This window comes from Plantactinospora sp. B6F1 (assembly GCF_040120695.1).
Lineage (GTDB): Bacteria > Actinomycetota > Actinomycetes > Mycobacteriales > Micromonosporaceae > Plantactinospora.
In genome coordinates this window covers 25,285-46,716 of record NZ_JBEEAC010000029.1, presented here as the reverse complement: position 1 = coordinate 46,716, position 21,432 = coordinate 25,285, and the positions used below count along the sequence as shown (strand labels likewise).

The window sequence follows — 21,432 nt, the reverse complement described above, 5'->3', positions numbered from 1 at the left end:
CTGTCATCGGCCGATGCCGTCGCGGCGGTAGCCGCGTCGCCGGCTGTACCCACCGGTCCTCGCCGACCCGTCGACCTGCCCACCGGCGGTCGGAGCCGCCCGCCGATCCACTGCCTGCCGATCCGCCGCCTGTTGCTCGACGGGGGCGGCGCCTTCGGCGTAGCCACCCCGCTGGTCGGGGTACGCCGTCGCCGGTCCGACCTGGTCCGGCATCGGGTCGGACCGTCGAGTCCACCGCCATCCACGCATGATGATCTCCTCGCCCGCAGTGTCTCGGAGGCACGGCGGCCGGGCCCCACACGGCACCGACCGCCGCACCCGTTCGGACAGGTGCGGGCCAGAAGGGGAAGCTGGTCCCGCACCTGCGCATCGGAAGCGACGTGCGGCCGGGACCGTTTGCCGACGGGGGTCGCCACGCACTTCCGTGACAGAAGGTAGGCGAGGTGTGACGAAGGTTGATTGCGTCGTGCAATCAGACGAGTTGATGTTCCAGCCCGACAATCGCGGCTACCCGGCGCATCGGCCCGCTGATCGCGTTCTTTCTCGTCCGGCGGAGGATCACGGCGATGCTGTCCCGAACGGTGGGGCGGAGTCGGACGAACTGTGGCGCTATGGCCTCGGCACGCAGGAACGCTGCCATGGCCGCACCGTCGCGTCGCTGAGCCACGAGAGCCTGCCCGAGGTCCAGGTAGAAGGGTGCCTGGCGAATCGCCAACGGAATCCGCTCCGGCACGACAGATGCGGCGCGTTCGACAGCCAGCGCCGATTCTCCGAGTTCGAGTTGCACAGCCAGTCGCCAGATCCCGACATTTGTCGGTCCGAACGCGAATCGGGCCAGTCCCAGGTTGTCCGGCTCGCCGAGCGAGTCGGCAGCGTCCTGCGCCTCCCGGAGGTGGTCCAGGGCATCGTCCGGACGCCGGTCGACCGCCGACCGCAGCGCGGCATAGAGGTGCAGCATTCCGTAGACCTGGCGAACCTCCGGATCGCCGGTGTCCGGTTGCAGGTTCACCGCCATCCGCTGCGCGCGGGCGGTGGGCATGGTGGGCAACTCGGGCGGCAAGCTCAGAATTCGGATGAATTCGGCAGCCCCTATCCACGCCGGCTTCTGTACCTCCTCGGCCGCCCGCACCGCGAGCCGAGCGGCGTCCCGGGCGAGATCCGGGTAGCCGAGGTGCTTGAGCGTGAACACCGCTACATGACACACCTGGACGAGATCCGGACCGGTCAGCCCACCGAGCAAGGCGGGCAGCATGGGAGCGGCGGCGGCGAAGTCGTACGCGCCGCCGGCCGCCATCAACCTCTCGACGCTGCCCTCAGGCGGACGGGTCTCGCCCACCTCTCGCCTGATCAGCGTCTCGCGGATCGCCGGAACACTGGCGGCAGCCGTCGCCTTTGCCGGTGCGGTCGGGTCGCCGGGCTGACCGGTCAGCTCTGAGACAGAGAGGCTGAGCGCGCCGGCCAGGGCGACGAGGGTGGCACGACGGTCGACAGCCCGCTCACCGCGCTCGATCTGGCTCAGGTACGGCTGACTCAGGCCAGCCAGCCCGGCCAGAGCACGCTGCGTCTTACCCCGGCGCTTCCGCCAGTAGGCGACCTGCTCGCCGATGAAGATGTCGTCGCCGATCCTGGCAGGCATCTGCTGAAACCCTCCCCCGAATGGGACTGGGCGGCAGTTCTACCGCCAGAATCCGGCAGGCCGCCAATTCGGACGGTACACGCTGCGACCACACGCAGCGAAACGGCACGGTCACGGACTCGACGTGGTGGTCGGCCCACCCCGCTCGGTGACGTGTCGGGCGGTCGACCGGTGCCGACCGCCCCGGACAGTCAGCCCCCGTCCGGCGACGAGAAACAAGCAGTCTTGACTGTTTGTTTGTTGGGCGGCAGGCTGGCACCGTGTCCGCCGCCGCGCCGAGCCGTACCCCGCAAGCCGCATCGAGCCGTACCCCGCAACGGGACCGCAGCCGAGCCACCCAGGCCCGGGTGCTGGAGGCCACTGTGGAGTGCCTGGTCGAGCGGGGCTGGTCCGGCACCACCACCACGGTGGTGGCGGCCCGGGCCGGCGTCTCCCGGGGCGCCCAACTGCACCACTACCCCACCAAGAGCACCCTGGTGATGGCGGCCGTCGAGCATCTGGCCGAGCGACGGGCGGCGGAGATCCGCGCCGAGGCGGCCGCCCTGCCGGCCGGACCCGAGCGACTCGACCGGGTGGTCGACATGCTGGCCGCCGCCTTCACCGGCCCGCTCTTCGTCGCCGCCCTGGAGCTGTGGGTGGCCGGCCGGACCGATCCGGAGCTGCGGGACGCGTTGGTGCCGCTGGAGGCTCGGGTCGGCCGTGAAATGCACAAACTCACCGTCGACCTGCTCGGCGCCGACGAACGGCAACCGGGGGTACGGGAGGCGATCCAGGTGACCCTCGACCTGCTCCGTGGACTCGGGGTGGCCAACCTGCTCTCCGACGACTCGGCCCGGCGCGCCGCCCTGCTCGACACCTGGAAACGGCAACTCGCCTCGATCGTCGCCACCACACCCCACTGACCCGTACCGCAACCGGCCGCGAGGAGCCCACCCATGGTCGACCTGGACAGCCTGCTGACGGACCTGGCCGCCGAGTCGGCGGCACTGGAGACGCTGGTCGTGGAGCTGCCCGAGGCGGACTGGGCCCGCCCCACCCCGGCACCGGGTTGGACCATCGCCCACCAGATCGCACACCTCGCCTGGACCGACCACGTCGCCACGCTGGCCGCCACCGACGCCGACGCGTTCGCCGAGTCGATCCGGCACGCGGCGAGCGATCCGCACGGGTTCATCGACCGGGGCGCCACCGAGTTTCTGGCGCCCGCACCCGGACTGCTGGACCGGTGGCGGGCCAGCCGGGCGGCCCTGGACCGGGCGCTGCGCGGCGTCCCGTCCGGGGTGAAGCTGCCCTGGTACGGGACCCGGATGTCGGCCACCTCGATGGCCACCGCCCGGATCATGGAAACCTGGGCGCACGGCGAGGACGTCGCCGACGCGCTCGGCGTCACCCGTACCCCGACCGCGCGGCTCCGGCACGTCGCCTACCTCGGCGCCCGTACCGTCGGACACGCCTTCGCCAGCCACGGCCGACCGGTTCCCGACTCACCCGTCCGGGTCGAGCTGGCCGGCCCCGACGGTGAGTCCTGGCAGTTCGGGCCGGCGGACGCGGCGGACCGGGTCTCCGGGCCGGCGCTGGACTTCTGCCTGCTGGTCACCCAGCGGCGACACCACACCGACCTGGCGCTCGTCGCGGTCGGGCCGGTCGCCACCGAGTGGCTCGGCATCGCCCAGGTCTTCGCCGGCCCACCGGGCCCGGGCCGGCAACCCGCCGAGGGGCGGCGCCCTGCCGCGACGCCGTGATCGGCGCCAGCCCGGACCTGCTGCGGATCGGCAACGCCTCCGGGTTCTACGGCGACCGGTCCAGCGCCTGGCGGGAGATGCTCGACGGCGGCGACCTCGACGTGCTGACCGGCGACTACCTGGCCGAGCTGACCATGCTGATCCTGGGCCGGGACCGGCACCGCGACCCCGATCTCGGGTACGCCCGCACCTTCCTCCGGCAGCTCGAACCCTGCCTCGGCGATGCGCTCGACCGGGGCATACGGATCGTGACCAACGCGGGCGGACTGCATCCGGTCGGGTTGGCCACCGCGCTGCGTACCCTCGCCGACCGGCTCGGGCTGCCGTGCCGGATCGGGTACGTCGAGGGCGACGCGCTGGACCGGCCGGGCACGCTGACCGCGAACGCGTACCTGGGGGCGTTCGGCATCGCCGCCTGCCTCGATGCCGGGGCGGACGTGGTGGTCACCGGGCGGGTCACCGATGCCTCGCTGGCGGTCGGTCCGGCGATCGCGCACTTCGGCTGGACCCGAACCGACCTCGACGCCCTGGCCGGAGCGACCGTCGCCGGCCACCTGCTGGAGTGCGGCGCACAGGTCAGCGGCGGCAACTTCAGCTTCTTCACCGAGTTGCCCGACGGCGGGCGTCGCCCCGGCTTCCCCCTCGCCGAACTGCACCGGGACGGCTCGGCGGTGCTCACCAAGCATCCGGGCACCGGGGGCGCGGTCACCCGGGAGACCGTCACCGCACAACTGCTGTACGAGATCGCCGGCCCCGACTATCTCGGTCCGGACGTGGTGACCCGACTCGACACGGTCGTCCTGACCGACGCCGGGCCGGACCGGGTACGCGTCAGCGGGGCGCGCGGCACTGCTCCGCCGCCCACCCTCAAGGTCGGGATCACCCGGCTGGGCGGGTTCCGCAACTCGATGACATTCGTCCTCTGTGGACTCGACATCGAGGCGAAGGCGGCGCTGGTCCGGGCCCAGCTCACCGACGCGGTCGGCGCCGACGGGCTGGAGTTCACGCTGGCCCGTACCGACCACCTGGACGCGGCCGACACCGAGACGGCGAGCGCGCTGCTGCGCGTACACCTGAGAGACGGTGACCCGAAGCGGGCCGGACGGGCCTTCTCGGCCGCCGCCGTCGAACTGGCCCTGGCCTCCTACCCCGGCTGCACCCTGACCACGCCGCCCGGCGACGCCAGCCCGTACGGGGTGTACGCCGTCGAGGAGGTGGCCCAGGAGGGTGTACGGCAGGTCGCCGTGCTCCCCTCCGGCGAGCGGCTCGACATCGCACCTCCGGCGGTCACCGCCCCATTGCACGACGGGGCCACCCCAGCGTGGCACGACGAGGCCACCGCAGGGCGGCACGACGGGGCCACCCCAGCGCGGCACGACGAGGCCACCGCAGGGCGCCGTGAGGAGCCGGTCCCGGAGCCGGACGAGGGGCCACCGGCCGGGAGCGGATCGACCCGGCGGGCGCCGCTGGGGACGGTGGTCGGCGCCCGCTCGGGTGACAAGGGCGGCGACGCCAACCTCGGGGTGTGGGCCCGGTCCGACGCCGGATACCGCTGGCTGCACGGCTGGTTGACCGTCGAGCGGCTGCGGACGTTGCTTCCGGAGACCGCCACCCTGCCGGTGCGAAGGTACGACCTGCCCCGGCTGCGGGCGGTCAACTTCGTGCTCACCGGGCTGCTGGGCGCGGGCGCGGCCGGCTCGACCCGGTTCGACCCGCAGGCCAAGGCGCTCGGCGAGCTGCTACGTGCCCGCCTCGTCGACCTGCCGGCCGAACTGCTCGACGGATGACGCTGGACGGGAGGAACTGGTCGTGAGCGTGCTGCGCACCGCCGTCGATCCGGCGGCTCCGGCGTACCGGGAGAACCGGGCGGCGATGCTGGACCGGCTGGCCGAGTTGGAGAGGGCGCTGGACGCCGCCCGGGCCGGCGGCGGTGAGAAGTACCTGGCCCGGCACCACGGCCGGGGCAAACTCCTGGCCCGGGAACGGATCGAGCTGCTGCTCGACCGGGACGCCCCGTTCCTGGAACTCTCCCCGGTCGCCGCCTGGGGCACCGACTTCCTGACCGGGGCCAGCGTGGTCACCGGGATCGGGGTGGTCGAGGGCGTCGAGTGCGTGATCGTCGCCAACGATCCGACGGTACGCGGCGGGGCGGTCAACCCGTACACGCTGCGCAAGACCCGGCGGGCCGGTGAGATCGCCCTGGCGAACCGGCTTCCGATGATCAATCTGGTCGAGTCCGGCGGGGCGGACCTGCCCAGCCAGGCGGAGATCTTCATCCCCGGCGGGCGGGTCTTCCGGGACCTGACCCGGCTCTCGGCGGCCCGGATCCCGACCGTCTCGGTGGTGTTCGGCACCGCCACGGCCGGCGGGGCGTACGTGCCGGGGATGTCCGACCACACCATCATGGTCCGCGACCGGGCGAAGGTCTTCCTGGCCGGGCCGCCACTGGTCAGGATGGCCACCGGGGAGGAGGCCGACGACGAGTCCCTCGGCGGCGCCGCCATGCACGCCAGCACCTCCGGGCTCGCCGACCACCTCGCCGTGGACGAGCGGGACGGGCTGCGACTGGCCCGGCAGTGCGTACGCCGGTTCGGCTGGCGCAAACACGGTCCACCGCCACGGTCGCCGGTCCCGCAGCCGCCGAAGTACGACCCCGAGGAACTACTCGGCATCCCCGGTGGCGACCTACGGGTGCCGTTCGACCCGCGCGAGGTGCTGGCCCGGATCCTGGACGGTTCCGAGTTCGACGAGTTCAAGCCGGCGTACGGCCGCGCCCTGGCCACCGGATGGGGCAACCTGCACGGCTATCCGGTCGGCGTCCTGGCGAACGTGCAGGGAGTGCTCTTCTCCGAGGAGGCGCAGAAGGCGGCCCAGTTCATCCAGCTCGCCAACGCCGCCGACACGCCGCTGCTGTTCCTGCAGAACACCACCGGCTACATGGTCGGCACCGAGTACGAGCAGCGCGGCATCATCAAGCACGGCGCACTCATGATCAACGCGGTCTCGAACTCGACCGTGCCGCACCTGACGGTCAACCTCGGCGCCTCGTACGGTGCGGGCAACTACGGCATGTGCGGGCGGGCGTACGAGCCACGTTTCCTCTTCACCTGGCCGAACGCCAGGTCGGCGGTGATGGGCCCGACCCAGCTCGCCGGAGTGCTCTCGATCGTGGCCCGGCAGGCGGCGCAGGCCCGGGGCCGGCCGTACGACGAGGACTCCGACGCCGCCATGCGGGCCATGGTGGAGCAGCAGATCGAGGCGGAGTCCGCCGCGCTCCACCTCTCCGGGCGGCTCTACGACGACGGCGTCATCGACCCTCGGGACACCCGTACCGTACTCGGGCTCTGCCTCTCCGCAGTCCACAACGGACCGGTCCGCGGCGCCGACACCTTCGGCGTCTTCCGCTTCTGATGCACCACTACGACGGCAGCAACACCCTCGGCACCCCGGCCGGACGGCTTCGGATGCGCCCGCCCGGACGACCACGCACACCCGGCACCCTGGTGAGGAGGAACTGCGGATGATCCGCAGACTGCTGGTGGCCAACCGGGGCGAGATCGCCCGACGGATCTTCGCCACCTGCCGATCCCTGGGCATCGAGACCGTCGCCGTGCACTCCGCCCCGGACGCCGACGCGCCGTACGTCGCCGAGGCCGACCTCGCGGTCAGGCTGCCGGGCGCCGCGCCGGTCGACACGTACCTCCGGGTCGACCGGCTGGTCGCGGCGGCCCGGCGCACCGGGGCCGACGCGGTACATCCCGGCTACGGCTTCCTCGCCGAGCACGCCGGTTTCGCCAGCGCGGTCGGTGACGCCGGGCTGACCTGGGTCGGCCCGCCCGCCGGGGCGATCGCGGCGATGGGTGACAAGACCGAGGCGAAGGCGCTGCTCGCCGACGCAGGGGTGCCGATGCTGCCGACGTACACCGCCGCCGACCGGGTCGAGGCGTTCCCGGTAATGGTCAAGGCGGCGGCCGGCGGCGGCGGGCGCGGCATGCGGATCGTCCGCGACCGGGCCGACCTCGCCGACGCGATCGAGTCGGCCCGCCGGGAGGCCGCCGCCGCGTTCGGCGACGGTACGGTCTTCGTCGAGCCGTACGTCGAGCGGGCCCGACACGTCGAGGTGCAGGTCGTCGCGGACGCGCACGGTACCGTGCTCTGCCTCGGCGAGCGCGAGTGCTCGATCCAGCGCCGGCACCAGAAGATCGTCGAGGAGGCACCCTCGGTCGCGGTCACCCCTGCGCTGCGGGCCGGTCTGCAGAGTGCGGCGGTGGCCGCCACCCGGGCGGTCGGCTATCTCGGGGTGGGTACGGTCGAGTTCCTGCTCACCCCGGCCGGGGAGTTCCACTTCCTGGAGATGAACACCCGGCTCCAGGTCGAGCACGCGGTCACCGAGTGTGTCACCGGCACCGACCTGGTCCGGCTGCAACTGCTGGTCGCCGAGGGCGGCCGGCTGCCGGCCACCGCCCCGCCGGTGACCGGGCACGCGATCGAGGTGCGGCTCTGCGCCGAGGACCCGGCCGCCGACTGGCTGCCGGCCAGCGGCACGCTGCACCGGTTCGCCGTGCCGGGGGTGACCGTCGAGTTCGGCACCGATCCGGGGCGCGACCGCGGGCTGCGGCTCGACTCCGGGGTACGGGACGGCTCGGTGGTCGGGGTGCACTACGACTCGATGGTCGCCAAGCTGATCGCCTGGGCGCCGACCCGGGACGAGGCGGCCCGGGCGCTGGCCGGCGCGCTGCGTCGGGCCGAACTGCACGGCGTGGCGACCAACCGCGATCTGCTGGTCCGGGTGCTGCGCTCGGCCGAGTTCGTGGCCGGCGAGATCGACACCGCTTTCCTCGACCGGAATCCGGGGGTCTTCGTCCCGCTGCTCCCGCCGGACCGGGTCGGGCTGGCCGGGCTGGCCGCCGCGCTGGCCGGGGCCGCCGAACGCCGGGCCACCGCCCCGGTGCTCGGCACGCTGCCGTCCGGCTGGCGCAACGTCCCCAGCGCGCCACAAACCATCGGGTACGCCGGCCCGACCGGCCCTGTACGGGTGTGTGGGTCGCAGGATCACCTCGTCGCGGTCGAGATCGACTACCGGCTGGACCGCTCCGGCACCCTGCTCAGCTGGGCTGCCCGGCCGATCCACCCCGGCCAGCCCGACACCGGGCAACCGGACGCCGGGCAGCCCGCCACCGGACAGCCCCACTCGGACCGGCGCCCCGACACCGCACAGCCCGACCCGGACCGGCAGCCGGAGGTGCTGCTGGTCGCCGCCGAACCGTCCCGCACCGTGTTGACGGTCGACGGGGTCCGGCAGCTGTTCGCCGTACACCGGGTCGGTGGGGTCTCCTTCGTGGACGGTCCGGACGGTTCGGTGGCGCTGACCGAGCTGCCCCGGTACGCCGAACCGGCGCCCGTGCTGACCGAGGGCACGCTGCTGGCCCCGATGCCCGGCACGGTCGGCCGGATCCTGGTCACCGCCGGGCAGCGGGTCGACGCCGGCGAGCCGCTGCTCGTGCTGGAGGCGATGAAGCTCGAACACCCGGTCACCGCCCCGACCGCCGGGGTCGTCACCGAGCTGCCGGTCACCGCCGGCGCCCAGGTGGAGACCGGTGCGGTGCTCGCCGTGGTCACCCCCGAACAACCCGCCACCGTCCCAGGGCCGGAGCAACCCGACGCGGCCGCCCCGGGCCCGGGGTAGTCCGCCGCCAGTTCCCCGCTCCCCGTCGTCGGAAGGCATCCCGCATGGACTTCGACTCCACTCCCGAGCAGCGGCAGCTCCGCGAGGCCGTCCGGACGCTCGGCCAGCAGTACGGTCACGACTACTTCGTCGCCAAGGCCAGGGCGGGCGAACACACCAGCGAGCTGTGGGACGAGGCCGGCCGGCTCGGCTATCTCGGGGTCAACATCCCCGCCGAGTACGGCGGCGGTGGCGGCGGCATCAGCGAACTGGCCATCGTCTGCGAGGAGTTGGCGGCGGCCGGTTGCCCGCTGCTGCTCCTGGTGGTGTCGCCGGCCATCGCCGGCACGGTGATCGCCCGGCACGGCACCGAGGCGCAGCGCCGGACCTTCCTGCCCGGGCTCGCCGACGGATCGCTGAAGATCGCCTTCGCGATCACCGAACCGGAGGCGGGCTCGAACTTCCACCGGCTCGGCACCGTCGCCCGCCGGGACGGCGCGGACTGGCTGCTCTCCGGCCGGAAGTGCTTCGTCTCCGGGGTCGACGAGGCGCCGTACGTCCTGGTCGTCGCCCGGGTACCCGACGACGGGCCCGGCGGACGGGCCGACGACGGATCCGGCGGGCCGGCCGACGGCGACGGCGCGACCGATCAAGGCGGCGGTGACCCCGGGACGGCCGGCGTACGGCTCCGACCCGCGCTCTTCGTCGTCCCGACGGACGCCCCCGGGCTGACCATGTCGAAACTGGAGATGGAGATCGTCTCCCCGGAGAACCAGTGGCTGCTCTACCTCGACGACGTACGGCTGGCCGGCGACGCCCTGGTCGGCGGGACGGCCGAGCCGGGCGACCGGGGCGGCCTCGACGCCGGGTTGCCGGCGCTCTTCGCCGGACTCAACCCGGAACGGATCACGGTCGCCGCGATGGGCGCCGGCACCGGGCGGTACGCCATCGAGCGCGCCTCCACCTACACCGCCACCCGTCGGGTCTGGGGTCGCCCGATCGGCTCCCACCAGGGGGTCTCGCACCCGTTGGCGCACGCCGCCGTCCAGGTCGAACTGGCCCGACTGATGATCGCCAAGGCCGCCGCCCTGTACGACGCCGGGCGTGACGTCGAGGCCGGCGTCGCCGCGAACCTCGCCAAGTACGCCTCTGCGGAGGCGGCGGCGCTGGCCGTGGACACCGCGATCCAGGTGCACGGCGGCAACGGGATGACCACCGACTACGGGGTGGCCACCCTGCTCGGCGCGGTACGGGCCGGCCGGATCGCCCCGGTCAGCCGCGAGATGATCCTCAACTTCGTCGCACAGCGCGTCCTCGGCCAGCCGAGGAGCTACTAGACCGTGCGGCACTCCGCGGCGATCCGGTTCACCGGGCGTACCCGCCGGCCCATCCCCTCCAGCAGCGAGTCCTCGACGTGGAACCCGTGCACCCGCAGCCGGTAGCGGGGCAACTCCTCCTCGGTCGGGCAGAGCACCTGCGCCTCGACCCGGTCGGTCGGCACGTACCGGACGCCGCCACGCTCCTGCAGGATCACCATGCTCACGTCGTCCACAGTGATCACGTGCCCACGGATCCGCTCGACGCCTCCGTCTTCCGAGCCGGGTGCGGGCACATCCGGGGCCGGCGGGCCGGTGCCGTCCTCGGCGGCCCGGATCGTGGTGACGGTCAGCGGCAGCACCGGAGTGGTGATCACCGGCAGCGCCGCCCAGCAGAGCATCGCCAGCACCGCCAACTGCGCCGCCATGGCGAGCGGCCGTGCCACCAGCACCGGTACGGGCCCGGTGACGAGCATCGCCAGCAGCGGTGGGGCCGCGATCACGAGTACCGCGAACGCCTCCCGCTGCTGCCACGCGTCGCCGAGGGTCGGCAGCATCAGCACGGCGTAGCCGACCAGGAGTGCGGCCAGAAGCAGCAGCCGGGGAATCCGCCGCTCGTCGAGCCGGGCGGGGCTGAGCTGGAACGCGGCCGCGAACGCCGGCAGCAGCAGTGGCAGGTAGAGGATCGGCCAGGTGGCGAGCGCGACGGCGAAGGCGGCGACCACCACCCACGGCGGGGTGATCGCCCGCCAACGCGCGAAGATCGGCGGGTGCCGGCCGATCCGGTGCGTCCGGTTGTGCTCGGCGCTGACCAGCAGCACTGCGCCGATCGCGAAGACCGCGACCAACCCGGCCGAGACCAGCCGGGCGGCGGTGGTGACCAGCGCGGCAGCCAGGTTCACCGGATTCACGTTGGCGACGAGCAGCAGGGTGGTCTGCAACTCGCCACCGGCCTCCACGCTCAGCCGGAGTACCGAGAAGATCGCCGGCACCCCGACGACCAGTGTCCAGAAGGACTGGCTGGCCCGGGCCTTCCGCTCCGCGACGTCGACGGACGGCCACCCGGCCGCCGACTGCCCGCCCCGGTCACCGCCGTCGCCCGCGACGGCGACCACCGGCACGCCCGGCTCCGGCCCGCCGGTCGCCTGGGCGCCGGTGGTCGGCTCGCCGGTGGCCGGGGCGTCGATGGTCACACCGGCGCCTTCTCGTCGAAGTCCACCAGGTCCGGGACGTTCAGCGGCGGCGGCTGCTGCCGGTCGGGTCCGAGCCAGGGCCCCAGGTGCCGGTGGTACGCGCTCAGCCACGGACTCGTCCGGCCGGCCCGCCCCTCCTGGTAACTCTTGTGCAGGAAGAAGGCGACCAGGTCCCGGAGTGCCGGATCGCCGATCGGCACCCCGATGCCAAGCTGCTCGCTGGTGCCGAACGGCATGTCGACGATCTCGAACCTGGTCGGATAGCGGGAGCGGAACCCGGCGAGGATGGTCTCGTCGGAACTCACCGCGTCGTACCTGCCGTCGAGGATCCCTTCAACGCAGTCGTGGACGTTCTTGACCACCAGCGTCTTGATCTCGTGCCTGCCGAGTTCGGCCTCGGTGGTCGATCCGCCGCCGACGCAGACCCGCAGGTCGGGACTGCGCAGGTCCTCGATCGTGCGGACCCGGTTCTTCAGCGCGACCGGGACCAGCACCTCCTGGGTGGTGACGAAGTACGGCCCGGCGAAGCTCACCAGCTTCTGCCGCTCCTCGGTGATGGAGAAGCTGGAGACGACCATGTCGACCTGCCCGCTCTGCAGCGCGGGGATCCGGTCCTCGGTGGCGAGCCGGACGAACTCGATCCGCTGGTCGCCGGCATAGCCGAGCGAGGCCGCGAGGTACCGGGCGATGTCGATGTCGAACCCGACGTACTTGCCGCTGTCGTCCAGTACGCCCATCAGCGGTTCGTAGTTGGCGACCCCGATGCGCAGCTTGCTCTGGCCGTAGATGTGCGACTGTTTGAGTTTCTCCTGCACGGAGGGGGGCTCGGGACCGCGCCGGCTGTCGCAGCCCGCTCCGGCGGCGAGCAGCAGGGTGAGCACGACCGCCAAGGTCGTGCCGAGCAGCCGTAGCCGGCCGCCGGGCGATGTCTCGGTCATCGGCTGACCCCGCTCTGGGAAGGGGGAGATGTTCTAGCTGAGGGTAGCCGCCAACGTCCACTTCGGTGTTCAACAGGGCGCGGAGATCAGCTCGCGGTGAGGGTCGGCCCGGTGAGCCGGTTGACGCCCTTGCCGGCCAGGCAGCGGAAGGTCCGCCCGATGTCGTCGGCTTTCGGTGGCAGTACCTCGAACTGCCACGGGGCGACGTCGAGCAGCGTGGTGGTGCGCCGGAAAATGGTCGCGTTGCAGACCTGGCGAACGGTGATGTCGTTCTTCACCGCCGCGTGGTCGGTCGGGTCCAGCCCGGGCGGCAGGTCGCCCTCGGCGTAGGACTCCCAGGTGTGCCGGCCGGCGCAGGATGTCGCGCTGGCCTCCGCCGTCGCGCCCCGGAGCCGGACCGGGCCGAAACACTCCAGCTCGGTCGGGCAGCGGGCAGCCTCGGGCAGCGACAACCGGCAGCCGGGCAGCGCACCGGTCCCGACCGACGGTCGGGCGGCGGTCGGGCCGGCCGTGGTCGCCACCGCCCGCCCGCTCGGCGAGGGCTTCGGCGCCCCTCGGGAGGCGACGAACCAGGTACCGCCGGTGATCGTGGCGACCAGGGCCAGTACGCCCAGCCCACCGAAGATCCAGTAGCGCCGCTTGCGGCGGCTCGGCGGCGAGGCGCCGGGCTCCCCGCCCGGCTCGGGCGGCCCGGTGCCGGGCCGGGGTGGCGGCGTATAGGACTTCGAGAGGTAGACGGTGGGCGGGGCACCGCCCGAGGCCGGCGCCCCGGAGACGGGGACCCCGGAGACCGGGACACCGGAGACCGGCGCGCCGGGGGCGGGAACGCCGGAGACGGGCGCACCCGAGGTGGGCGTGCGGGGCGAGGGCGTACCTCCGGGAGCCGACGTGGTCCCGACACCCGCCGGGCCGGCGACACCGCTGCCGGAGACGGCGACGCGGCCACCCGAGTCGCCGAGCGCTCCGGACGGCCAGGACCCGCCGGAGACCGGAATCCCGGTGACCGGCATCCCCGGCACCGGCACCGCGGTGATTCCGGTCGGGTTTGGTGTGGACGCCCCGGCCGGCGGATCCAGCGGTACGGCCGCGAGCAGGTCCCGCAGCTGCTCGGCGCTGGGCCGGTCGGCGGGGTCGTTGGCCATCCCGTAGCGGAGCAGGTCGAGCAGCGGGGCCGGCACCCCGGGCAGCTCGGGGATCGGCTCGGTGAAGAGCTCCATCAGGGTGAGCAGCCCCGGGTTGCGATCGGCCTGCCAGCGCGGCGGCTTGCCGTGCATCACCGCGTAGAGGGTGGCGCAGAGGGCGTACACGTCGACCGCCGGCGAGGGCGGGCTGTGCCGGAACATCTCCGGTGGTGCGTACGCCGGGGTCAGCACCTCCAGGGTGATCGCCGAGTCCCGGGCCTCGGCGAGTACGGCCAGCCCGAAGTCGGCCAGCGCCGGCTCGTTGAACCGGGAGTAGAGGATGTTGGCCGGCTTGACGTCGCGGTGCAGTACCCCGAGCTGGTGGGCGTCGGCGAGCGCGTCGGCGATCTTCACGCCGACGTCGCGGGCCTCGGCCGGCGTGAGCGGCGAGGTACGCATCCGCTCGGCGTACGACCCGTCGCAGAGCTCCATGATCAGATAGGGGTGCTGGTCCTCGGTGACCCCTGCGTCGAAGAGGTCGACCACGTGCGGGTGCGACGACATCCGGCCGGCCGCCCGCGCCTCCCGGAGGAAGCGGCGCTGGTCCCGCTCGCTGTCCAGGGTGCGGTTCTCGACCTTCACCGCGACCTCGCGCCCCACGGACTGCTGGGTGGCCCGGTAGACGGTGGCGTATCCGCCTCGGGCAAATACCTGCAGATCCGTCAGGCCGGGCACGACGGGCAATGGCAGCGCGCCTGGCGGGGTCTCGGTCACAGAGACGAAAATACCGGGAACATGAGCCGGTTCAGCCCCCCGCACCCGTGGCTGTTACCGGCTGGTTGCCATTGCGGCACTGGTCATACCAGAGGCCGGCGCCGGTGGCAACCGTACCCAGACCCTCCCAGAGGGCCACTCCGAAGAACCATCCGGACGCCACCTCGGTCAGCACCGGACGGTGAAGACGGCGACGGTCCAGCCGGCGACCGAACGGGGCAGCCCCACCTGCACTCCTCCGTGCCTGCGCCGGTGGCGTTCTGGACGGCAGTTGATCCAGGTTGACGGCTGCCCGCGCCGCACGGAATCCCGAAGATCCACAGAACCGGCCCGGGTGGTCAGCGGACCGGCCATCGGCCCGCCGGCCGGACTACGCCGGCCCGTCCCCGGCGAGAGCGGTCGGCGCCGAACCCTCACCGGCGAGCCGCTGCCGGACCACCACCAGCCCGTCCCCGGCGGCCCCGGTCGACGGCCCGACCCCGCCTACCCCGGTCGACGGCCGGGCCAGCCGGTCCCGCAACTCCTCCGCCGCGGCGCGCTCGCTGATCTGCTGCGTCGAGTACGCCAACCGGACCGCCTCCTCGGCGGCCCCGGCCGCCTCCACCGGCTGCCCCGCCGCGGCCAGCGCCTCGGCGAGCACCCGCGCGGCGATCACCCGGCTGCGGATGTCCTCGCCCGGAGCCTCGACCGCCTGCCGGGCCCAGTCCAGCGCCGCCGCAGTCTGCCCGTCGCCGAGCAGCGCGGACGCGTACCGGGCCAGTGCCTGGCGGCGGCTGAACAGCACCGAGGGCACCGCGCCGGCCGTCGCGATCGGTTCGAGCAGGCTCACCGCCGTGGCCGCGTCACCGTCGGTCAGCCGGCTCGCGGCGAGCAACATCCGGGGACCGAGCTGGGTCGGCGCGAGCGGGCTGTGCGGCTCCACCGCCGCCAGCACCGCCTCGGCGTCCCGCTCCGCCGCCGCGACGTCGCCCCGGTCCAGCGCCACGAACCCGCGCAGCGTGCCGGCGAGCCCGGTGAGCAGCGGATGCGAGGTACGCCGGCCGTAGCCGAGCGCGTCGGTGAGCAGGTCGGTGGCGTGCTCCGGCTCGCCGACGCCGCGCGCCACCGCACCGCGTACGACGAGGGCGAACCCCCGGCCCCAGTCGTCGGAGGCGGCGGCGAAGTCCCGGTACGCCCGCCGCGCCTCGCGGTCGGCGTCGGCGAGTTCGCCCAGCTCGGCAGCGGCGAACGCCTCCACGGCGCGCAGCGTACCCACCGCCCACGCCTCGCTGACCCGCTCGCCGAACGGCAGGAAGACCTGGGCCAGCCGGCGCGCCTCGCCGAGTCGGCCGGCGAGCAGCCGGGCGAACGCGGTGGTGCCGCGCAGCCAGGCCCGGCCCACCGGGTCGTCGATCTCGGCGAAGAGCCGGGCCGCCCGGTCCAGTACGGCATCCGTGCCGGGGAAGTCGCCCCGGGTGGTGGTGACCCAGGCCAGGTTCTGGAGTGACCACGCCTGGCCCCGGGGATCGTCGGCATCCAGGTTGACCTGGTACGCCCCGGCGAACCGGCTGCTGGCCTGGCTCAGCCGGCCATTGACGAAGTCGGCCATCCCCAGCCGGCGCATCGCCGACGCGCGCTGTCCCGGCAGGTTGGCCCGGGTGGCCACCTGCAGTGCCTCCTGCCAGGAGTGCACCGCCCGCACCTGGTCGCCCTGGGCCAGGTACGCCTGCCCGACGACGAGCAGCGCCCCGGCCCGTACGGCGGGGTCGTCCCCGGCGTTCGCCCCGGTCTTCTCGGCCAAGGCGAGCGCCTCGGCGATCCGCCCCACCTGGAGCAGGGCGCGGGCGTGCACCAGCCGGTCCCCACCGGGTACCGACTCTCCGGCGAGCCGGCCGGCCCGCTCGGCGTACTCGACGGCCTGTGCCGGTTCCCCGGCGGCGAGTGCCCGGCGGGCGGAGCGGCCCAGCGCGGCCATGCCGAGCGGCGCCACGTTCCGGGCGGTCGCGTCGGAGCGCAGGCTGATCACGTCGGCGAGCGCGCTGGCCCGCTCGGCATGCTCGGCGATGAAGGCGTCGCGTTCCGCGACCGGCAGCCCGCTCGCCCCGATGCCGGCCCGGACCGCCTCGCCCGGACCGGTGCCCGGCTGCGGCGGCGCGGCCCACTCGGCGAGCGCGGCGTGCCGGTCGGCGAGGTCGGCCTTGCCGATGCCGGCGTAGACGGCCTCCCGCATCAGTGGGGTGGCGAAGATGTAACCGTCCCGGTTGCGGTGCAGCATCCGGCGCTGGAGCAGCTCCTCGACGGCCCGCTCCAGTTCGACCGCGACGACGGCGGTCGGCCGCCCCTCGCGCCCGGCCCGCCGCTCGCGCAGCGCCTCCAGCGCACCCGCCGGCACCGTGTCGCCGACCACGGCGGCGTCCCGCAGCGCCGCCCGGGCGTCGGGCGGCAGCGCGTCGATCCGGGCCGCCAGTACGGCGGCGAGGTCCCGGGAAAGCAGCCGGCTGCTCAGCGAACCCGGCGCCAGCCGCCAGGTGCCGGAGCCCCCGGCACCGGCGGCCGGGATGGACGTCAGTGCGGCTCCCTGGCCGTTGTCCGCGCCGACCGGCCCGCCGCCCCGTCCACCGGGGTCACCGGTCCCGGACGCGCCGGTCCGCCCGGCGGAGCTGACGACACCGGTCAGCGGTCCGACGGTCGGCCCGCCGGGCGGCCGGGCCGGTGCGGTCACCGTGCCGGACGTCCGAACCGCTGCGGCGGTCGGCTCGCCGGACCCCGGGGCCGGTGCGGTCACCATGCCGGACGTCCGGGCCGCTGCGCCGGTCGCCCCGGCGGACGTCCGAGCCCCTGCGGCAGTCGCCCCGCCGGGCCTCCTGGCCGGTGCCCGGTCCCGCACGGTGGTCAGCGCGCCCCGCTCCATCAGCAGGGTGACCAGCTCGGCCAGGTAGTACGGGTTGCCCTGGGCGGTGGCGAGCAGCCGGTCCACGTCGGCCTGGGGCAGCCGCCCCCCACCCAGGTAGGCGGTCAGCAGCCGGGCGGTGTCCGCACCACGCAGCGGCGGCAGGGCGTGCACCTCGGCGTCGGCCACCCGGGTCAGCGCACCGGCGGTGCGGACCAGCTCGGGGCGGCCCAGCAGCAGTACCAGCACCGGTCCGGTCAGCCGGGACAGCGTCACGCCGAGCGCATCGGTGGTCTCCGGGGTGGCGTCGTGCAGGTCGTCGACGATGACCGCGAGCGGGCTCTCGGCGGCGAGCGCGCTGAGCAGCTCGGCGACGGCGGCCGGGATCGCGTCGGCGTCCGGGCCGGGGTCGCCCGCCGACCACTCGGCGGGACCCGCCGGCACGGTGCCGTTCGGTGGAGGCAGCTCGGCGTAGCCCAGCAGGGCGAGCAGGAGGTCCACGGCGACCGGCGGCGGGTCCGGCCGGTAGCGGGACAGCCGCTGGCCGAGCCGGCGCAGCCGCTCCTCGACCACCGGGCGGGTGACGGCGGTGGCCGGGCCGTCGGGCAGGCCGACCGCCGCCCGGACCAGGTCGGCCAGTGGGGCGAGCCGGCGGCGCTCGCCGAACGCCGCGCACCTCACCGAGAGCACCCGGGCGCCGGTGTGCGTCGCGTACCGGCCGGCGCCGACGTCGTACCCGGCGGCCAGCCGTTCCACCTCGGCGGCGAACCGGGACTTGCCGATCCCCGCCTCGGCGGTCATCAGCAGCACCCGGGGCTGCCCCTGGTCGATCACCTCGGCGAGCCGACCGGCGACCCGACCGATCTCGGTCTCCCGGCCGACGAAGGGCGCCTCGTCACCGAGCCCGGAGCGGGTACCCGGCGCGTCCAGCAGGCCCAGCAGCTCGTACGCCTCGACCGGTTCCCGCTTGCCCTTCAGCCGCAGCGGCCGGAGCTGCCGCCAGGAGGCGACCCGCCGGGTGGCCGCGGCGGTCCGGGCACCGGCGTAGACGGCGCCGATCGCGGCGGCGTCGGCGAGCCGGGCGGCGGTGTTCACGGTGTCGCCGATGACGGTGTACTCGATCGACGCCTGGATGCCGGCGACCACGTCACCGGTGTTGAGCCCGACCCGCAGCCCGAGCGGCGCGCCGCCGCCCTGCTCGTCGTCGAGGACCCGGCGTACGGCGCGCTGCATGGAGAGCGCCGCACGGACGGCCCGCTCGGCGTCGTCCTCGTGTGCGACGGGCGCACCGAAGACGGCCATGATCCCGTCGCCGGTCAGCTTGTCGACGTGCCCGCCGAAGGTCTTGACCGCACCGGCGAGCGCGGCGAGGACCCGGTCGGTGACCGTGCTGACCCGTTCCGGATCAAGATCCTCGGACCAGGAGGTGAAATCGGACAGATCGCCGAAGAGGACCGTTACCACCCGGCGCTCCGCCTCAGGCAGGGTCGCGGCAGCCGGCAGCGCGACTCCGCAGTTGTGGCAGAACCGCGCACCGGGTACGGCGACTGTTCCACACACCGGGCAGGTCACGGATGTTCCAACCCACCGGCCCCCGGGCCGGATTCCCGGTTCTCTTGATCGAGATAGGCGAGCTGAGCCCGAACGGACCATTCGGCCGCCGGCCAGAGCGACCGGTCCACGTCCGCGTAGACCACCGCCACCACCTCGGCGGCGGTGCGCGCCCCCTGGCTGCGCGCCGTGCGGACCTGGTCGAGCCGGGCCCGCCGGTGGGCCAGGTAGAACCGGGCGGCGGCGGCGCAGTCGGCCAGCGGCGGGCCGTGCCCGGGCAGCGCCGGAATCCCGGAGAACTCGGCCAGCCCTGCCAGGCTCTGGAGATAGTTCCCCAGGTCGCCGTCTGGGTGCGCGACGATCGTGGTGCCCCGGCCGAGGATGGTGTCGCCGGTGAGGACGGCCCGCTCGCCGCCGCCCTCCACGAGAAAACAGAGCGAGTCGGCGGTGTGCCCGGGAGTGACCAGCAGCCGGATCCGCAGGCCGGCCAGCTCCATCTCCGACCACCCACGGCGCAGGGTCAGCGGCTCGGCGCCGGTCAGCTCCAGGAACCGGTCCAGCCCCTCGGTGTGGTCGGGGTGGCCGTGCGTGACCAGCACCCCGGCGACCGGCCCGTGCGCGGCGACGGCGGCCAGGTGGCCCTCGTCGAGCGGACCGGGGTCCACCACGAGCACCTCACCCGCGCCCGGTGCGCCCATGACCCAGGTGTTGGTGCCGTCCAGGGTCATCGGCCCCGGGTTCGGAGCACGGACCAGCGTCGCCCAGCTCGGCAGCTGGTCAGCCAACGCCGCGGCCGGCGCGGTCACGTGCCCGGTCATGGCTGCGATGGTACGACCCGGGGGCGAGGGCAGCGTGACCTGCCGGTCTCAACCGCCCTTCCGGCTCGAAAGCGCCCAGGATCCGGGAGGACGGTAGGCGCTCAGGCCACCTCGACGACGACCTCGACCTCGACCGGTGCGCCCAGCGGGAGTTCGGCGACCCCGACCGCGCTGCGGGCGTGCCGGCCCGCCTCCCCGAAGACGGTGCCGAAGAGCTCCGATGCGCCGTTGACCACCCCGGGCTGCCCGGTGAACCCGTCGGCGGAGGCCACGAAGCCGGTCAGCTTGACGATCTTGACGACGCTCTCCAGACCCACCAGCGCGTCGATCGCGGCCAGGGCGTTGAGCGCGCACTGCGCGGCCAGGTCCTTCGCCTGCTCGGCCGAGACGCCGCCGCCGACCTTGCCGGTCGCCAGCAGTTTGCCGTCGCGCAACGGCAACTGGCCGGAGACGTAGACCTGGCGGCCGGACTGGACGGCCGGCACGTACGCGGCCAGCGGCGGCACCACCTCGGGCAGTACGAGACCCAGCTCGGCGAGTTTGCCGTGTGGCCCAGCCGTCACGACTTGGCCCGCTTGAGGTACGCGACGAGCTGCTCCGGGTTCGGGCCAGGTATCACCGCCACCAGTTCCCAGCCGTCCTCGCCCCAGTTGTCGAGAATCTGCTTGGTGGCGTGCGTGAGCAGCGGCACCGTGGCGTACTCCCACTTCTGCATCGCTTGGGTCTCCTCGTCTCAGGCTTGTCGGCGACAGCCTACGGGCTGCGGCCACGGCCGTACGCGTACGCCTCCCGATCCGTGGGGCACAGGGTCCCGTCCACGCCGGACCGTGGCTGCCCCGATACGCCCCGCCGGGATACCCTGCCGGGGCGGGTCCGCCACCGCTCCGCCGGCACAGCCACCGACCACGCCAGCCCTCCCGACCCGCCGGCCGGTACCTTCACCGCCGGACCGAGGCCTGCGGGATTGGGGAGAACATGAGGCAACCGTCCGACGGCGACGAACCCACCCGCCCGCCGGCCGAGCCCTCGCCGCAGACCGGGTCCACCGCCTCACCTCCGGACACCGAGCCCCGCGACGCGGCCACGCAGCCCGAACCACTCGACGCGAGCCCGCAGCCCGAGCCACGGGAACCGGGACAACCGGAACCGGGACAACCAGGGCCGGAACAACCAGGGCCGGGACAACCGGGGCCGGAACAACCAGGGCCGGAACAACCAGGGCCGGCCAGCCACCACCTCGGCCAGCCGGGGCCGGGTCCCGCCGTACCCGGTTATCCGGCACCTCCGGGTTATCCGGCACCGCCCGGTTACCCGGCGGCCGGTTTCGCCGCGCCGCCGAGGACGCGGCGCGGGCTGATCGTCGCGTCGATCGCGCTGGCCGCGACACTGCTGCTATGCGTGGTCGGTGGGATCGCGGCCGTCCTGGTGATCCGCGGTGCGGAGCGGGGCGAGGGGGCCGCCGATCCGGTCGTGGCCGTGGACGAGTTCCTGACGGCGGTCTACAGCGAGCAGGACGCCGCGCGGGCGGCCAGCCTGGTCTGCCCGGCCGCCCGGGACGCTGACCGGATCGCCGCCAAGATCAAGGAGGTGGCGGAATCCGCCGGACGGTACGACACCGCCGGGTTCCGCTGGTCCACGCCGAAGGTCGACGAGCAGGCCGGGGAGCGCGCTCTGGTGTCGACCAAACTGACCATGACGACCGGCGACGAGCGGTCGACGGACCAGCAGTTGACCTTCGTGGTGGTACGGGAGACCGGGTGGTGGGTCTGCGACGTCATCTGACCGGCCGGGCTGGTCGGGTGCCGGGCT

15 protein-coding genes and 2 pseudogenes are annotated in these 21,432 nt (G+C 73.9%); 7 read left to right on the top strand and 10 right to left on the bottom strand.

Annotated features, from left to right (window positions below; genetic code table 11):
• Positions 1 to 3: 3 nt before the first annotated feature.
• Together ABNF97_RS27110 and ABNF97_RS27105 are read right to left on the bottom strand one after the other, a co-directional pair.
• Positions 4 to 249 carry a hypothetical protein gene (locus ABNF97_RS27110; protein ID WP_349340249.1) on the bottom strand — a complete coding sequence of 82 codons (246 nt, stop codon included), beginning with the start codon at positions 247 to 249 and terminating at the stop codon, positions 4 to 6.
• 223 nt (positions 250 to 472) lie between these two features.
• Positions 473 to 1,636 carry a helix-turn-helix domain-containing protein gene (locus ABNF97_RS27105; protein ID WP_349340248.1) on the bottom strand — a complete coding sequence of 388 codons (1,164 nt, stop codon included), beginning with the start codon at positions 1,634 to 1,636 and terminating at the stop codon, positions 473 to 475.
• Between the two features lie 260 nt (positions 1,637 to 1,896).
• On the opposite strand from ABNF97_RS27105, the gene ABNF97_RS27100 reads away from it, so the two are divergent.
• The 6 genes from ABNF97_RS27100 to ABNF97_RS27075 all read left to right on the top strand — a co-directional run bounded on the left by ABNF97_RS27100 (position 1,897) and on the right by ABNF97_RS27075 (position 10,380).
• The gene (locus tag ABNF97_RS27100; RefSeq protein ID WP_349340247.1) at positions 1,897 to 2,538 is read left to right on the top strand and encodes a TetR/AcrR family transcriptional regulator; all 642 of its coding nucleotides are present in this window, start codon (positions 1,897 to 1,899) and stop codon (positions 2,536 to 2,538) included.
• A 33-nt stretch (positions 2,539 to 2,571) separates the two neighbouring features.
• Positions 2,572 to 3,378, top strand: coding sequence for a TIGR03084 family metal-binding protein (locus ABNF97_RS27095; protein WP_130465453.1), 807 nt, complete (start codon positions 2,572 to 2,574; stop codon positions 3,376 to 3,378).
• A 77-nt stretch (positions 3,379 to 3,455) separates the two neighbouring features.
• The gene (locus tag ABNF97_RS27090; protein ID WP_502930555.1) at positions 3,456 to 5,165 is read left to right on the top strand and encodes an acyclic terpene utilization AtuA family protein; all 1,710 of its coding nucleotides are present in this window, start codon (positions 3,456 to 3,458) and stop codon (positions 5,163 to 5,165) included.
• A gap of 85 nt (positions 5,166 to 5,250) precedes the next feature.
• On the top strand, positions 5,251 to 6,789 hold the full coding sequence (locus ABNF97_RS27085) for an acyl-CoA carboxylase subunit beta (RefSeq protein WP_486484997.1): 1,539 nt from the start codon (positions 5,251 to 5,253) through the stop codon (positions 6,787 to 6,789).
• Between the two features lie 109 nt (positions 6,790 to 6,898).
• Positions 6,899 to 9,064 carry an ATP-binding protein gene (locus ABNF97_RS27080; RefSeq protein ID WP_349340245.1) on the top strand — a complete coding sequence of 722 codons (2,166 nt, stop codon included), beginning with the start codon at positions 6,899 to 6,901 and terminating at the stop codon, positions 9,062 to 9,064.
• A 44-nt stretch (positions 9,065 to 9,108) separates the two neighbouring features.
• Positions 9,109 to 10,380 (top strand): acyl-CoA dehydrogenase family protein, encoded by a 1,272-nt coding sequence (locus ABNF97_RS27075; protein ID WP_349340244.1) that lies wholly within the window; start codon positions 9,109 to 9,111, stop codon positions 10,378 to 10,380.
• Here ABNF97_RS27075 and ABNF97_RS27070 read toward each other — a convergent pair.
• The 8 genes and pseudogenes from ABNF97_RS27070 to sp36 all read right to left on the bottom strand — a co-directional run bounded on the left by ABNF97_RS27070 (position 10,377) and on the right by sp36 (position 20,338).
• Positions 10,377 to 11,552 (bottom strand): hypothetical protein, encoded by a 1,176-nt coding sequence (locus ABNF97_RS27070; protein ID WP_349340243.1) that lies wholly within the window; start codon positions 11,550 to 11,552, stop codon positions 10,377 to 10,379. The genes ABNF97_RS27075 and ABNF97_RS27070 overlap by 4 nt on opposite strands.
• The gene (locus ABNF97_RS27065; protein WP_130465459.1) at positions 11,549 to 12,490 is read right to left on the bottom strand and encodes a transporter substrate-binding domain-containing protein; all 942 of its coding nucleotides are present in this window, start codon (positions 12,488 to 12,490) and stop codon (positions 11,549 to 11,551) included. The genes ABNF97_RS27070 and ABNF97_RS27065 overlap by 4 nt, the downstream gene beginning before the upstream one ends.
• Before the next feature lie 86 nt (positions 12,491 to 12,576).
• Complete coding sequence (locus ABNF97_RS27060; protein WP_349340262.1) at positions 12,577 to 14,346, bottom strand: protein kinase domain-containing protein; 1,770 nt, start codon at positions 14,344 to 14,346, stop codon at positions 12,577 to 12,579.
• Between the two features lie 541 nt (positions 14,347 to 14,887).
• Positions 14,888 to 16,963: pseudogene (locus ABNF97_RS27055) on the bottom strand (ATP-binding protein); the annotation flags it as partial.
• A gap of 591 nt (positions 16,964 to 17,554) precedes the next feature.
• Positions 17,555 to 18,907 (bottom strand): annotated as a pseudogene (locus ABNF97_RS27050) (adenylate/guanylate cyclase domain-containing protein); the annotation flags it as partial.
• Positions 18,823 to 19,623, bottom strand: a complete 801-nt coding sequence (locus tag ABNF97_RS27045) for an MBL fold metallo-hydrolase (protein ID WP_349340242.1) — start codon at positions 19,621 to 19,623, stop codon at positions 18,823 to 18,825. The pseudogene ABNF97_RS27050 and the gene ABNF97_RS27045, both read right to left, overlap by 85 nt.
• 101 nt (positions 19,624 to 19,724) lie before the next feature.
• The gene (locus tag ABNF97_RS27040; protein ID WP_130465461.1) at positions 19,725 to 20,186 is read right to left on the bottom strand and encodes an Atu1372/SO_1960 family protein; all 462 of its coding nucleotides are present in this window, start codon (positions 20,184 to 20,186) and stop codon (positions 19,725 to 19,727) included.
• Positions 20,183 to 20,338, bottom strand: a complete 156-nt coding sequence (gene sp36, locus ABNF97_RS27035) for a Sp36 family protein (RefSeq protein WP_130465462.1) — start codon at positions 20,336 to 20,338, stop codon at positions 20,183 to 20,185. Before sp36 ends, ABNF97_RS27040 begins: the two co-directional genes overlap by 4 nt.
• A 260-nt stretch (positions 20,339 to 20,598) precedes the next feature.
• On the opposite strand from sp36, the gene ABNF97_RS27030 reads away from it, so the two are divergent.
• On the top strand, positions 20,599 to 21,405 hold the full coding sequence (locus tag ABNF97_RS27030; RefSeq protein WP_349340241.1) for an Rv0361 family membrane protein: 807 nt from the start codon (positions 20,599 to 20,601) through the stop codon (positions 21,403 to 21,405).
• The last annotated feature ends 27 nt before the right edge of the window (positions 21,406 to 21,432 follow it).